Origin of the sequence: Kitasatospora sp. NPDC057904, assembly GCF_042887925.1 — a bacterium.
Classification (GTDB): Bacteria; Actinomycetota; Actinomycetes; order Streptomycetales; family Streptomycetaceae; genus Kitasatospora.
The window spans coordinates 622,878-637,141 of the sequence record NZ_JBHVOL010000003.1; the positions used below are offsets into that span (position 1 = coordinate 622,878).

13 protein-coding genes are annotated in these 14,264 nt (G+C 72.8%); 11 read left to right on the forward strand and 2 right to left on the reverse strand.

Annotation, left to right across the window (positions count from 1 at the left end):
- Window positions 1-119 precede the first annotated feature (119 nt).
- Entirely contained in the window at window positions 120-884 is a 765-nt protein-coding gene (gene fabG / locus ACFVSN_RS11475; RefSeq protein WP_380489214.1) for a 3-oxoacyl-ACP reductase FabG, read from the reverse strand.
- A 405-nt stretch (window positions 885-1,289) separates the two neighbouring features.
- Between fabG and ACFVSN_RS11480 the strand changes: the two genes are divergently transcribed.
- Window positions 1,290-2,153: a MarR family winged helix-turn-helix transcriptional regulator gene (locus ACFVSN_RS11480; RefSeq protein WP_380442196.1), complete on the forward strand. Its 864-nt coding sequence runs from the start codon at window positions 1,290-1,292 to the stop codon at window positions 2,151-2,153.
- Window positions 2,154-2,451: 298 nt separating this feature from the next.
- Here ACFVSN_RS11480 and ACFVSN_RS11485 read toward each other — a convergent pair whose 3' ends face one another.
- Window positions 2,452-3,315 carry an aldo/keto reductase gene (locus tag ACFVSN_RS11485; protein WP_380442194.1) on the reverse strand — a complete coding sequence of 288 codons (864 nt, stop codon included), beginning with the start codon at window positions 3,313-3,315 and terminating at the stop codon, window positions 2,452-2,454.
- Window positions 3,316-3,761: 446 nt separating this feature from the next.
- Between ACFVSN_RS11485 and ACFVSN_RS11490 the strand changes: the two genes are divergently transcribed.
- The 10 genes from ACFVSN_RS11490 (at window position 3,762) to ACFVSN_RS11535 (ending at window position 14,202) form a co-directional block, all read left to right on the forward strand.
- Entirely contained in the window at window positions 3,762-5,636 is a 1,875-nt protein-coding gene (locus tag ACFVSN_RS11490; protein WP_387954636.1) for an ABC transporter transmembrane domain-containing protein, read from the forward strand.
- Window positions 5,637-5,709: 73 nt separating this feature from the next.
- A complete protein-coding gene (locus tag ACFVSN_RS11495) occupies window positions 5,710-7,482 on the forward strand; it encodes an ABC transporter ATP-binding protein (protein WP_387954638.1) in 1,773 nt (590 codons plus the stop codon).
- Window positions 7,483-7,671: 189 nt separating this feature from the next.
- Window positions 7,672-7,917, forward strand: coding sequence for a LapA family protein (locus ACFVSN_RS11500; RefSeq protein ID WP_380442188.1), 246 nt, complete (start codon window positions 7,672-7,674; stop codon window positions 7,915-7,917).
- A gap of 56 nt (window positions 7,918-7,973) precedes the next feature.
- On the forward strand, window positions 7,974-8,693 hold the full coding sequence (locus ACFVSN_RS11505) for an amino acid ABC transporter ATP-binding protein (RefSeq protein ID WP_380490073.1): 720 nt from the start codon (window positions 7,974-7,976) through the stop codon (window positions 8,691-8,693).
- Between the two features lie 142 nt (window positions 8,694-8,835).
- Complete coding sequence (locus ACFVSN_RS11510; RefSeq protein ID WP_380442231.1) at window positions 8,836-9,702, forward strand: glutamate ABC transporter substrate-binding protein; 867 nt, start codon at window positions 8,836-8,838, stop codon at window positions 9,700-9,702.
- 13 nt (window positions 9,703-9,715) lie between these two features.
- Complete coding sequence (locus ACFVSN_RS11515; RefSeq protein ID WP_387954640.1) at window positions 9,716-10,360, forward strand: amino acid ABC transporter permease; 645 nt, start codon at window positions 9,716-9,718, stop codon at window positions 10,358-10,360.
- Window positions 10,357-11,226, forward strand: a complete 870-nt coding sequence (locus ACFVSN_RS11520) for an amino acid ABC transporter permease (RefSeq protein ID WP_387954642.1) — start codon at window positions 10,357-10,359, stop codon at window positions 11,224-11,226. Before ACFVSN_RS11515 ends, ACFVSN_RS11520 begins: the two co-directional genes overlap by 4 nt.
- Window positions 11,227-11,451: 225 nt before the next feature.
- Window positions 11,452-12,357 carry a LysR family transcriptional regulator gene (locus ACFVSN_RS11525; protein ID WP_380490069.1) on the forward strand — a complete coding sequence of 302 codons (906 nt, stop codon included), beginning with the start codon at window positions 11,452-11,454 and terminating at the stop codon, window positions 12,355-12,357.
- Window positions 12,358-12,515: 158 nt separating this feature from the next.
- Window positions 12,516-13,097 carry a cysteine dioxygenase gene (locus ACFVSN_RS11530; RefSeq protein WP_380442182.1) on the forward strand — a complete coding sequence of 194 codons (582 nt, stop codon included), beginning with the start codon at window positions 12,516-12,518 and terminating at the stop codon, window positions 13,095-13,097.
- 7 nt (window positions 13,098-13,104) lie between these two features.
- Window positions 13,105-14,202, forward strand: coding sequence for a YeiH family protein (locus tag ACFVSN_RS11535; protein ID WP_380442180.1), 1,098 nt, complete (start codon window positions 13,105-13,107; stop codon window positions 14,200-14,202).
- Window positions 14,203-14,264: the final 62 nt, after the last annotated feature.

Consider the following 14,264-nt stretch of genomic DNA (forward strand, 5'->3'; position numbering starts at 1 on the left):
CCGTGTGGTGTTCGAATCATCCTTCAAAAGGCTCGGTAAAAAGAACGGGGCGGCCGGCCGGTCCGCCCGGCCGCCCGCCCCATGGTCACCCTGTGTAGGTTCCGTGCCCAGCAGAGGGGTCAGTCGAGGGGGCCGCCCGCGACGTAGATCACCTGACCGGAGACGAAGCCGGCGCCCTCGCTCGCGAGGAAGGAGATGGTGTGGGCCACATCCTCAGGCAGACCGACCCGCTGGACCGGGATCTGAGAGGCTGCGGCCCGCTTGAAGTCTTCGAAGTCCATGCCGACCCGGGCTGCGGTGGCCGCGGTCATGTCCGTGGCGATGAAGCCCGGGGCCACGGCGTTGGCGGTGACGCCGAACTTGCCGAGCTCGATGGCCAAAGTCTTGGTGAAGCCCTGCAGGCCCGCTTTGGCGGCCGAGTAGTTGGCCTGGCCGCGGTTGCCCTGGGCGGACGAGGAGGACAGGTTGACGATGCGGCCGAAACCCGCGTCCACCATGTGCTTCTGCACCGCGCGGGTCATCAGGAAGGCGCCGCGCAGGTGGACGTTCATGACCGTGTCCCAGTCGGACTCGGACATCTTGAAGAGCAGGTTGTCGCGGAGCACTCCGGCGTTGTTGACCAGGACGACGGGGGCGCCGAGCTCGGCCACCACGCGGTCCACGGCGGCCTGGACCTGCCCGGCGTCCGAGACGTCGGCGCCGACCGCGAGGGCCCGGCCGCCCGCGGCGGTGATCCGGTCGACGGTGTCCTTGCCGGCCGCCTCGTCCAGGTCGAGGACGGCGACCGCGTAGCCGTCGGCGGCCAGTCGGAGGGCGGTGGCGGCGCCCAGGCCGCGTCCGGCGCCGGTGACGACGGCGACCCGGGGGGTGCTCTGCTCGGTCATGCTCGCTCTCGTCTCTCTCAGGATTTTCCCAGGGAAGGGCGTCCCCGGGTGACGCTGGCCACACCCTACCGGCGAGTAGGAAGGGCGGCCAGAGCGGAGACGCGCAGGTGACGGTGGGTAAGGACCGACCGGTCGGCTTTCTGCTGAGAACGGGTTACCGAGAAGGCGTGGCGGCGCGTAAATATGCCAATGTTGCCGAACCTGCGTCTACTATCCGCCCCTGCCTGCCAGCGAGGGCCAGCCGTTTGTATAGTGTCCGCCAGCAGCCACCGGCTGCACGGCTGGAGCGCCCTCCCTCATAGCGGGACGCCCACTCGCCGTTACTGCCCCACCCGGGTGTCCCACACACACCGGGTGTGACATCGGGACGGATACATGGTGCTGGGGGAGATCCCGACGACCCGCGTGTCTGCGCGACTGCAGCAGTCGCCCGGACACCTCATCCGCGTTGCACAGCAGGTCCACACGCGACTGTGGTCCGAACACGTCGGAGCCGATCTCACGGCTCCGCAGTTCGCCGTCCTGCTGGTCCTCGCGCTGGAACCGGGCGCGGACCAGAGGACGGTCGGCGAGCGTGCCTCGCTCGACAAGGCCACGATGGCGGAGATGGTCGCGCGGCTGGTCCGCCGCGGCTTGGTGCTGAGAAGGCGCGACCCGGCCGACGGCCGGCGCAAACTCCTCGCTCTGTCGCAGAGCGGGGCCCAGGCGGTGCGCGAGGCCACCGGAGGCGTGGTCCGCGTGCAGCGCACCCTGTTCGAGCCGCTCGGCGCGGACGAGCAGGTCGAGATCGTCCGGGTGATGGCCAAGATAGCCAGGCTGGAGCCCGCGGCGGTCGTGTATAGCGACGCGCGGCCGATACTGGACGCCCAGCGGGCGATCGGTTACCTGATCAGGGTGAGCCAGCAGGTGCACACCAAGCTCTGGTCGGAGCACGTCGGTGCGGAGCTCACCGCTCCGCAGTACGCGGTGCTCGACGCGCTGGAGCTGGAACCGGGCGCGGACCAGCGCACGGTCGGCGAGCTGGCCTCGCTGGACAAGGCCACGATGGCCGAGATGGTGAGCCGTCTCGTCCGCCGCGGTCTGGTGCAGCGCCGCCGCGACCCCTCGGACGGGCGGCGCAACCTGCTCTCGCTCTCGCCGGCGGGACAGGACCTGCTGCACCGCTCGGCGGCCGGCGTCGCCAAGGTCCAGCAGCTGCTGCTGGCGCCGCTGGACGAGCACGAGCACGCTCCGGCGCTCGCGCTGATCGGCAAGGCCGCCAGGCTCTAGCCTCCGCCCTTTTGAGCTCCAGCCAAAACGATTCGCCAACGTACGGACGATCCCGGGTCAGGGGTCGGGTCGGACGGGGGTGGGTCGGGGAGGGTTTCGGGCTCGTGTCGTAGTGATCGTGTGCTTGTGTGCTCACATATTTGCGGCACGAGTCCCTTCCGGGCATGTCGAAGACCGCCCACTCCTCAACGGGGTGGGCGGTCTTTCGATATGACCGCTGGTCCGGTGGCTACGGGTTCCCGGTCAGGGACGCCTGGCTACGGGTGCCCGGCGTCCCGGCCTCGCGGCCGGGCGGGGCTCAGTTCCAGTCGAAGCCCTGCGGGTCCGGGCCGATGCGCTCGCCGGTGGCGACGCCGGCGATCGCGGCGAGGTCCTCCGCGTCCAGCTCGAAGCCGGCCACGTCCAGGTTCTCCCGGATGCGGGAGGGGGTGACCGACTTCGGGATCGCGATGATGCCGCTCTGCAGGTGCCAGCGGAGCACGACCTGGGCGACCGTGCGGCCGTGCTTCTCGGCGATCTTCACCAGCGCCGGCTCGGCGAGCAGGTCCTTGCCCTGGCCCAGCGGGCTCCACGCCTCCGTGGCGATGCCGTGCTCGGCGTGGAAGGCGCGCAGCTCCGTCTGCGGGAAGTACGGGTGCAGCTCGACCTGGTTGAGCGCCGGGACGACCGAGGCCTCGTCGACCAGGCGGGTCAGCTGCTCGGGGCCGAAGTTCGAGACGCCGATGGAGCGGGCCCGGCCGTCGGCCTTGAGCTGCTCCAGCGCCTTCCAGACGTTCGGGTAGGTGCCGTGCATCGGGCGCGGCCAGTGGATCAGGTAGAGGTCGACGTACTCCAGGCCGAGCTTGGCCAGCGAGGCGTCGAACTCGCGCAGGACCGCGTCCCGGCCCTGCGCGCCGGACCAGTCGCGGGTGCCGGAGTTCCACAGCTTCGTGGTGATGTAGAGGTCCTCGCGGGCCACGCCGCCGGCCAGCGCCTCGGTGACGGCCTGGCCGGTGCCCGTCTCGTTCTCGTAGATCGCCGCGGTGTCGATCGAGCGGTAGCCCGCCTCGATGGCGGCGCGGACGGCCGGGGTGGCCTCCGCGTCCGGGACCTGCCACACGCCGAAGCCGAGCTGCGGGATCCGCGTGCCGTCGTTCAGGGTCACGGTGGGGATGTTGCTCACGGGAAGGGGTGCCCTCCTGGTCGACCATGGGTTCCAGTGGGGCAACCGGAACTCATGGAGTGTTTGTTCCCGCCGTTCGGGTGAACCTTCCGGGGCCGGGGGCCGTCCGGGCGGGGAACCGCGGGGGCGGGCCCGGAAAACCTGTTGCGCGGATCACACCGGGGTTGGCAGGCTCGCGGCCATGACCTCCTGAGACACGGGCCCTTCGTGCCCTCCCCAGTCAGCCCCGGCCGCTGCCGGGCGCGTTTCCGTCGCCGTGGCCCGCGCCGCCCGTGGCGCGCGGCGCCTCGAACCATCCCGAAGCCTCCCGGACCGTGCGCACCGCGGACTGCTCGCCGCAGGCCGCGTGCCGCCGAACCGGCGTGCCGCCGTTTCGCGTGCCGCCGCTCCGCGCGCCGACCGGGCCACCCCAGGACCGTCCCCCGAACCACCGGCATCGGAGTGTCATGCCGCTCGCCCCCCTCCCCCTGGCCGATCCCGGCCGCCCCGACCTCTCCTCACCCCTCGCCTTCCTGCGCTGGCTCCAGCGCGCCCAGCGGCGCGGGCAGGTGCTCTCCACCTGCTGGGCGCTGCTGGAGATGGGCGGTCAGGCCGCCCTGCCCGTACCGCTCGGACACGGCGTCCAGGCCGCCGTGGACGGCGACGCGGGCGGGATCTGGCGGGCCGGCGCCCTCGTGGTGCTGCTCGCCGCCGTCGCCTCGCTCGGCACCGTCCTGCTGCACCGCCAGGCGGTCTGGAACTGGATCCACGCCGCCACCCACGTACGGCAGTTGGTCGCCCGGCAGGCCTCGCACCTCGGCGCCGGGCTGTCCCGGCGGATCGCCACCGGCGAGGTCGTCGCGGTCGGCAGCGGGGACGTCGAGCGGATCGGCTGGTACGTCGAGCTCGTCGCCCGCGTCCGGGCCGCGGTGATCGTCTGGCTGGCGGTCAGCGCGGTCGTGCTGGTGACCGAGCCGGTGCTCGGCCTCGGCGTGCTGCTCGGCGTGCCGGTGCTCGCGGCCTCCGTCTGGCCGCTGATCGGGCCGTTCGAGCGGCGCTACGAGAAGCAGCGCGCGCTCGGCGGCAAGGCCACCGAACTGGCCGCCGACACCGTCGCCGGGCTACGGGTGCTGCGCGGCATCGGCGGCGAAGAACTGTTCCTGGAGCGCTACCGCGCGGCCTCCCAGAAGGTCCGCGCCGCGGCCGTCCGCTCGGCCCGGCTGTGGTCCCTGATGCAGGCCCAACAGGTGCTGCTGCCGGGCCTGTTCGTCGTCGGGGTCACCTGGTACGGGGCCCGGCTGGCGGCCTCCGGGGAACTCGCCGTCGGCACCCTGATCGCCGTGTACGGCGCGACCGCCTTCCTGGCGGCGCCGCTGCGGATCCTCGGCGAGGCCGCGCACGCCTGGAGCGTCGCCCGGGTCTCCGCGGGCCGGGCCGTCCGGGTGCTCTCGCTGCGCCGGACCAGCGGCGCGGCCGAGGCCGCGCTCACCCGGCCGGGCACCTGCGACCTGCACGATCCGGTGACGGGGCTGACCGCGCGGGCCGGCGAGCTGACCGCCGTGGTCTGCGGCGATCCGGACTTCGCCGGGGCGCTCGCCGAGCGGCTCGGCGGGCACGTCCCGACGGCCGAGGAGGAACGGCAGCCCTCCGCCCGGCTCGGCGGGACGGAGCTGGACGCGGTGCCGCTGGCCGAGGCGAGAGCCGCGGTGCTGGTCCACGACAAGGAGCCGGTACTGCTCTCCGGCACACTGGCCGGGCTGTTCGACATCCCGTCCTCGGGCCGGGTCCCGGTCGCCGAGGCGCTCGCGGCCGCCCGCTCCGACGACGTGCTGGAGGCCCTGGTGGAGGGCTCGCCGGAGTGCGGGGGAGACCCGATGCGCGCTCGGATCACCGAGCGCGGCCGGTCGCTGTCCGGCGGCCAGCGCCAGCGCCTCGCATTGGCCCGCGCGCTGCTGGCCGACCCGCCGGTGCTCGTCCTGGACGAGCCCACCAGCGCGGTCGACGCCCACACCGAGTCGCGGATCGCCACCGGGCTGCGCGACGTCCGGGCCGGGCGCACCACCGTGGTGTTCGCGACCAGCCCGCTGCTGCTCGACCAGGCGGACCGGGTGGTGCTGGTCCGCGACGGCCGGGCGGTCGTGGCCGGGCGGCACCGCGAGCTGATGCGGACCGAGCCCGCGTACCGGTCGGTGGTCACCCGTGACGAGGAGGCCGCGCCCGGGGCTCCTGCCCGGGGCGAGGCCGTTGCGGGGAAGACCGTTGCGGGGGCGGCCGCCCGGGGCGGGGAGACCGTGCCCGGGGTGGAGGCGGCTTCCGTGGGGGCCGGGGAGGGGGCCGCGTGAGCACGTCCGTCAACCGTCCTGCGAACAACCGTGCTGCGAACAACTGTCCTGCGAAGCCGGCGAGGAGTACGTCATGAAGCCCCCTCTGCATCAGGAGCAGGGGCCGGCCGCCACCCTGCCGGTCGGCTCGCCGGCCGCCGTGCGCGCGTACCTGCGGCTGCTCGCGCGGCGCCACCGCACGGCCTTCTCCGGGGTGGTGGCGCTGCACTCGGTGGCCACGCTCGCCGGGCTGGTCGGGCCGTGGGTGCTCGGCGGGCTGGTCGAGTCGCTGGCCCCGGACGGCGCGCGGGCCTCCCTCGGGGTGGCCGTCGCCTGGTACCTGCTGGCGCTGGCGGTGCAGGCCGCCTTCACCGGCTGGTCCCGGATGCGCGGCGCGATCCTCGGCGAGCGGGTCCTCGCCGACCTGCGCGAGGACTTCCTGGTCCGCTCGGTCGCGCTGCCCACCGGCGTCCTGGAGCGGGCCGGCACCGGCGACCTCGTCTCCCGGGGCACCACGGACATCGACCGGCTGGACAAGTCCGTGCGCGAGGCGGTACCCGAACTCGCGGTCGCCGTCGTGTCGTTGCTGCTCGTCCTCGGCGCGCTGCTGCTCACCTCGCCGCTGCTCGCGCTCACCTCCCTGGTCGGGCTGCCGCTGCTGCTGGCCAGCTCGCGCTGGTACTTCCGGCGCGCGCCGCAGTCCTACCGCAACGAGTCGGCCGGGTACGCCGCGGTGAACACCGTGCTCGCCGAGACGGTGGACGCCGGGCGGACGGTCGAGGCGCTGCGCCTGGGCGACCAGCGGGTCGGCCTGACCGACCGCAAGCTGCGCGAGTGGCTGGCCTGGGAGCGGTACACGCTGTGGCTGCGCTCGGTGTGGTTCCCGACCGTCGACGCGGTCTACGCCTCGGCGGTGCTGGCCACGCTGGTGCTCGGCGGACTGTTCACCCTCCGCGGCTGGATCACCGTCGGCCAGCTGACCACCGGGGTGCTGTACGCCCAGATGCTCACCGGCCCGGTCGACCTGATCCTGCGCTGGTACGACGAGCTGCAGATCGGGCAGGCCTCGCTGGCCCGGCTGGTCGGCGTCCGCGAGGTGCCGGAGCACGAGGGCGACGAGGGCGCGCGCCCGGACGGCCGCCGGGTCGAGGCCACGGACGTGCGGTTCGGCTACCGCGAGGGCGCGGACGTCCTGCACGGGATCAGCCTGGACGTCGCCCCGGGCAGCCGGGTGGCGCTGGTCGGGCCGTCCGGGGCGGGCAAGTCCACCCTCGGGCGGCTGCTGGCCGGGATCTACGCGCCCGGCCGGGGCAGCGTCACGCTCGGCGGCGCGGCGCTCGCGCGGATGCCGGCCGAGCGGGTCCGGGCCGAGGTGGCGCTCGTCAACCAGGAGCACCACGTCTTCGTGGGCACGCTGCGGGACAACCTGCGCCTGGCCGCGCCCGGGGCCGACGACACCGAGCTGAGGGCCGCGCTCGACGCGGTGGACGCCGGTGCCTGGGTGGACGCCCTCCCGGAGGGCCTGGACACCGAGGTCGGCTCCGGCGGCGCCGTGCTGACCCCGCCGCAGGCCCAGCAACTGGCCCTGGCCCGGCTGGTGCTGGCCGATCCGCACACCCTCGTGCTGGACGAGGCCACCTCGCTGCTCGACCCGCGCGCCGCCCGGCACCTGGAGCGCTCGCTCTCCCGGGTGCTGGAGGGGCGGACGGTCATCGCCATCGCGCACCGGCTGCACACCGCGCACGACGCCGACGTGATCGCGGTGGTCGAGGGCGGGCGGATCAGCGAGTACGGCAGCCACCCGGAGCTGGTCGCGGCCGGCGGTCCGTACGCGGCGCTGTGGCGCTCCTGGCGGGACGAGCGGTAGTGCCGGTCAGGTCCGGGGCCGTCCGGTCCGGGGTCGTCAGGTCCGGAGCGCTCCGGTCCCGCGCGGCGAGCGCAGGGCCCGGAACGCCCCAAACCCGCACGGGGCCGGATTGCCCCGTGCGGGTTACTCCACCCGCACGGAAGGGCGCGTAACCGGGCAAACCGGGGTCCGGGCCCGCAGACTGCTCCGGTGACCAAAGTTTCAGGCGGCTCGTCCGGCCCCCAGCGCAGCGAGATCGGCGGGATCCCCACCCGGTACATCGGGATCGGCGTCATCGTCATCCTCGCGGTGTGGTTCCTGTTCGCCAACCTCGACAAGGTGAAGATCCAGTTCTGGGTCTTCACCGTCACCGCGCCGCTGTGGATCGCCCTGCTGGCCACCCTGCTCGCGGGCGGCGCGCTGGGCTGGCTGCTGAAGGGGCGGCGCGCCCGGTGACCGCCGACCCCGGGCCCGCGCAGGGCGGCGCGTCCGGTTTCGCGCCGCTGATCGAGATGCGCGGCGTCAACAAGCACTTCGGCGACCTGCACGTCCTGCAGGACATCGAGCTGACGGTCGGCCGCGGCGAGGTCGTCGTGGTGATCGGACCCTCCGGTTCCGGCAAGTCCACACTCTGCCGGGCCATCAACCGGCTGGAGCCGATCGAGGGCGGCACCATCCTGATCGACGGCGAGCCGCTGCCCGAGGAGGGCAAGGGGCTGGCCCGGCTGCGGGCCGAGGTCGGGATGGTGTTCCAGTCCTTCAACCTGTTCGCGCACAAGACGGTGCTGCAGAACGTCTCGCTCGCCCAGATCAAGGTGCGCGGCCGGCCGAGGGCGGAGGCGGACGCCAAGTCCCGGACGCTGCTGGAGCGGGTCGGGCTGGCCGATCAGGCCGGCAAGTACCCGGCGCAGCTGTCCGGTGGCCAGCAGCAGCGTGTGGCGATCGCCCGCGCTCTGGCGATGGACCCGAAGGCGCTGCTGTTCGACGAGCCCACCTCGGCGCTCGACCCCGAGATGATCAACGAGGTGCTGGACGTCATGCGCCAGCTCGCCCACGAGGGCATGACGATGGTCGTCGTCACGCACGAGATGGGCTTCGCCCGGGCCTCGGCGAACCGGGTGGTCTTCATGGCGGACGGCCGGATCGTCGAGGACCGCGCCCCGGAGGCGTTCTTCAGCGCTCCCGAGAGCGAGCGCGCCCGGGACTTCCTCTCCAAGATCCTGAAGCACTGAGGCGGCGCCGGTGATGAGGAAGGCCGTTGCGAGGAAGGCCGTGACGACGAGGGCGGCGGAGAAGGCCGGGACGAGGAAGGCTGGGACGAGGAAGGCCGGGACGACGAGGGCTGGGGCTAGGAAGGGAGGGGCCGCCGCCGCGTTGGTGCTCGCCGTGCTGGTGGCGGGCTGCGGCAAGGCGGGCACCCCGCCGCCCAAGGGCCCGCAGCCCAGCGCCCTGCCCAGCTACCAGGTGCAGGACGCCGCCGCGATCACCGGCTCGCCCACCCTGAACGCGGCCCGCGGCCGCGGCCACCTGGTGGTCGGTGCCAAGGAGGACCAGCCGTACCTGGGGCAGAAGAACCCGGCCACCGGCGTGTACTCCGGCTTCGACATCGAGATCGCCAAGATGGTCGGGGCCTCGCTCGGGTTCGCGCCGGACCGGATCCAGTTCAAGACCATCGCCTCGGCCAACCGCGAGACCGCGCTGCAGAACGGCCAGGTGGACTACTACGTCGGCACCTACACCATCAACGACAACCGCAAGAAGCTGGTCGGCTTCGCCGGCCCGTACTTCGTCGCCGGGCAGTCGCTGCTGGTGCGCAAGAACGACAACAGCATCCACGGCCCGCAGGACCTGGACGGCAAGAAGGTGTGCTCGGCGGCGGGCTCGACCCCGTACCAGCGGATCCAGTCGAAGTACCCGAAGGCGAAGCTGATCGGCTACGACACCTACTCGGCCTGCGTGGACAACCTGATCACCGGCCAGGTCGACACCGTCACCACGGACAACGCGATCCTGCTGGGTTACGCGGCGAAGGTGCCGGACGAGCTCAAGGTCGTCGGACCGCTGTTCTCGACGGAGCCGTACGGGATCGGGACGCCGAAGAACGACACCGTGCTGCGGTACGCGCTGGACGACGCCCTGGCCCAGCACGAGCAGAACGGCGACTGGAAGAAGGCGTTCGACGCGACCCTCGGCCTCTCCGGGGAGCCCGCGCCGACCCCGCCGCAGATCGACCGGTACTGAGAGGGGCCGCGCCGTGAAAACGCTGACCGACAACTGGTCGACCTACTGGGACGGGTTCCTCGGCACGCTCTCGCTGTTCGCGGTGAGCGCCGTGCTGTCGCTGGTGCTGGGCGTGCTGATCGCGAGCTTCCGGGTCTCGCCGGTGAAGCCGCTGCGGATCTTCGGCACGGCGTGGGTGACGATCCTGCGCAACACCCCGCTGACCCTGCTGTTCTTCATCGTGGTGCTGGGCCTGCCGCGGTTCGACATCACGCTGCCCTTCTACACGTTCGCGGTGCTCGCGCTCGGCTGCTACACCTCGGCGTTCGTCTGCGAGGCGATGCGCTCGGGCGTCAACACCGTGCCGCTCGGTCAGGGCGAGGCGGCGCGCAGCCTGGGCATGACCTTCGGGCAGACGATAGGGCTCGTGGTGCTGCCGCAGGCCTACCGCTCGGTGGTCGCGCCGATCGGCAGCGTGCTGATCGCGCTGGCGAAGAACACGGCGATCGCCGGCTCCTTCAGCGTCACCGAGCTGCTGGGCACCTACCGGACCATCAACGAGCTGGGCTACAGCATCGTCTGGACGTTCGTCTGGATCGCCGTCGGCTACCTGATCATCACCCTGGCCATCAGTGCCGTCTTCAACCTGCTCGAACGACGACTGGCGGTGTCGCGATGACCGTTGAATCCTCGGCGCTGTACGACATCCCCGGCCCGAAGGCGCTCGCCCGGCACCGGACGTACGGCGTGGTCGCGCTGGTGCTGATCGCGGGGCTGATCGCGTGGATCGTCTACATGCTGTTCCACACCCACCAGTTCACGTACGCGAAGTGGGAGCCGTTCGAGTACCGCGGCGTCCAGGACCTCCTACTGCGCGGGCTCGGCAACACGCTGCAGGCGTTCGGCTGGACGGTGCTGTTCGCGCTGCCGTTCGGGGCGCTGTTCGCGGCCGGGCGGCTGTCGGACCACCGGGTGGTGCGCTGGTTCTCCACGCTGGTGGTCGAGTTCTTCCGGGCCATGCCGCTGCTGGTGATGATCTTCTTCGTCTTCGTCGCGCTGAAGGTGCAGCCGCTCTGGGCGCTGGTGGCCGGGCTGGTGCTGTACAACGGCTCGGTGCTGGCCGAGGTGTTCCGCGCCGGCGTGCTCGCCGTGCCGAAGGGGCAGCGGGAGGCGGCGTACGCGCTCGGGCTGCGCAAGACCCAGGTGATGACCTACGTGCTGGTGCCGCAGGCCAACCGGGCGATGCTGCCGGCGATCATCAGCCAGCTGGTGGTCGCGCTCAAGGACACCTCGCTCGGCTTCCTCATCACCTACGAGGAGTTCCTGCACGCGGGCAAGCTGATCGCCACCAACCTCGACTACGACCTCCCGTTCATCCCCGTGGTGATCGTGATCGCGCCGATCTACATCGGGATGTGCCTGCTGCTCTCCTGGCTCGCCCGGTGGGTCGAGCGGCGCAGCCGGCGCAGCCCGAGCGTGCGGGGCGGGGCGCCGGTGGCGAAGGCGGGGGTGGCGCTGGGGCTGCCGCCGTCGGCGCAGCAGTGAGGCGGGTGACGCGGGTGACGCGGGTGACGCGGGTGACGCGGGTGGCGCGGGGCGGCGGCCAGGGGTGGTGGAGCGGTCGCGCCGGGGTGGGTCCGCCGTGCCGGTGTGGCGGCTGGTTCGCGACTGAACCATAGGTGTGCTCGGGGTCAGACCCGGAACCTCCAATTTCCTCTTATGATTGCGGAGGCTGGAGGCAGACGACCGGGCGGAGGGGCCATGGAGCCGGTGTTCGACTCGCGGCACATCAGGACGTTCCACGAGGTGGTCAGGGCCGGGTCCTACTCGGCGGCGGCCCGCGAACTCGGCTACACCCAGCCCGCCATCACCCAGCAGATGAAGGCGCTCGAACGCACCGTCGGCGTCCCCCTGTTCACCCGCGCCGGACGCGGACTGCGCCTCACCGAGGCCGGCGAGGCGCTCTCCCGGCACGCCGAGGTGATCCTCGGTAGCCTCTCCGCCGCCCAGCAGCAGCTCGCCGCGCTCGCCCGGCTGCGCACCGGGCGCGTGCGGGTCTGCGCGTTCCCGAGCGCCAACGCGACCCTGATACCGCAGGCGATGGCGCGACTGCTCGACGAGCACCCGGGCGTGCGGGTCGAGCTCCTGGAGGCCGAGCCGCCGGACTCCGTCCAGCGGCTGATGCGGGGGGAGTGCGACATCGCGTTGGCCTTCCGCTACCCCGGCGCCCCGGCCGACGTGCCGGAGGGGCTGGACGAGATTCCGCTGATGGAGGACCTGCTCACGGTGCTGCTGCCGGTCGGCCACCCGCTCGGGCGCCGTCATGCCGTGCGGCTCGTCGACCTCGACCGCGAGCGGTGGATCGCCGGGTGCCCGCGCTGCCGCGCGAACCTGCTGCACGTGTGCGCGGAGGAGGGCTTCGCGCCGGACATCGTCTTCTCGACGGACGACAACCTCGCGGTGCAGAGCCTCGTCGCGGCCGGCGTCGGGATCGCGCTGATGCCGGCCCTCGTGCTCTCCTTCATGTGCCACCGCAAGGTCACCGGGCGGGCCGTCGAGCCGCACCTGCGGCGGCACGTGAGCGCGTACGTGCTGCGCGAGCACCGGCGGATCCCGGCCACCGCGCTGGTGTTGGACCACCTGCGGCAGGCGGCCGCGAGCCGGGTGGGGTGCTGAGCCCGGTCCCGGTGCACTGCCGGCCGTCGGCTGGTGGGGACGGGTTCCCGGGTTCGCCATCGGGGGGAAGATCGCCTGCGGACTTATAAGCGCATGTTGGAATACCGCTTACGATCCCTCGTTGGACGTGATAGGTCCGCTTGGCCGAACCTGCTGGCATGACAGCCCCAGCCACGGTCGACAGCGACCGTCTCACCGAGCGGATGAACGCCCTCATCGGCGAGATCCGCGCCGTCGTCGACCGCGGCCTGCCGCCGGAGCTCACGGCGTACCTGGTCGGCGAACGCCTCGCCCCCCACCTGTCGGCCGACCCCGACGGCCCCGGCGCCCTGCTCACCCCCGCCCAGTGCGAGGCCGACCCCGCCCGCTACCGGCAGCACGTCGTGCACGCCGAGGAGGACGGCAGTTTCTCCGTCGTCGCGCTCGTCTGGCTGCCCGGCCAGCAGACCCCGATCCACGACCACGTCTCCTGGTGCGTCGCCGGCGTCCACCAGGGGCAGGAGAGCGAGATCCGCTACCGGCTCATCTCCGACGGCCGCACCGCCCGGCTCGTCGAGACCGAGCACGTGGCCGGACCGGCCGGCACCGTCGCCGCCTTCGCCCCGCCCGGTGACATCCACCTCGTGCGCAACGCGTGCAGCACCACCGCCATCTCCATCCACGTGTACGGCGCCGACGTCTCGCGCCTCGGCACCAGCATCCGGCGCGTCTACCGGCTGCCCGCCGACGGGCAGCGGTGAGCGTGGCGTGGCGCTGACCCTCCGGGAGCGGACCACCCGGGAGCGGACCACCCGCACCCGCACCCGCTCCCTCCCCCCGCTCGGCGGCGACGCCCCCGGCCTGCTCCTCGCGGCCGTGGGCGTCGGCGCCGCGCTCGCCGTCCACGCGGCCGTGCCGGCCGTGCCCAAGCTCACCGCCGCCGTCGTGCTCGGCATGGCGGCGGCCCACCTGCCCGGGCTGCGCCCGGTCGTGCGCGGCGTGGCGCGGCCCGGCCTGTCCACGGCCGGCAAGCGGCTGATGCGGCTCGGGATCGTGCTGCTCGGCCTCAAGCTCAGCCTCGGCGACGTGCTCGGCCTCGGCTGGGCCACCGTCGCCATGGTGATCACCGTCGTCGCGGCCACCTTCGGCGGCACGCTGTGGCTCGGGCGCAGGCTCGGGCTGCCGGGGGACCAGCCACTGCTGATCGCCACCGGCTACTCGATCTGCGGCGCCTCGGCGATCGGCGCGGTCAGCCAGGCCTCCGGCAGTGACGAGGAGGACGTCGCCGCCTCGGTCGCGCTCGTGACGCTGTGCGGCACGCTCGCGATCGCCGTGCTGCCGCTGCTCCAGCACCCGCTCGGGCTCGGCGAGGTGGAGTTCGGGCGCTGGGTCGGCGCGAGCGTGCACGACGTCGGGCAGGTCGTCGCCACCGCGCAGACCGGCGGGCCCGGAGCGCTGCGCGAGGCCGTCCTGGTCAAGCTGATGCGGGTGGTGCTGCTGGCGCCGCTGGTCGCCGGGGTCGCGGTCGCGGTGCGGCGCAGGCAGCGGTGGAACAAAGAGAACATTGCTGGACCAACTGCTAAAGAGTCGGTCAAAAGCGACACCCGGCCGCCGATCGTCCCGCTGTTCGTCGCGGGCTTCCTCGCGATGATCGTCCTGCGGACCACCGGAGTGCTGCCCGAGCGGGCGCTGACCGTGGCCGGGGACGCCCAGGAGCTGCTGCTCGCCGCCGCGTTGTTCGGTCTCGGCAGCGCCGTCCACCTGCCGACCATGGTCCGCACCGGCGGGCGGATCGCCCTGCTCGGCCTCGGCTCCTGGGTGATGGTCGCGGGGGTCTCGTACGCCGGAGTGCTGCTCACGACCTGAGGAAAACGGCTGCTGGCACGGTGACGACCTTGGGTATTGTCGGGCGGGTAGTGGTCCTGCGG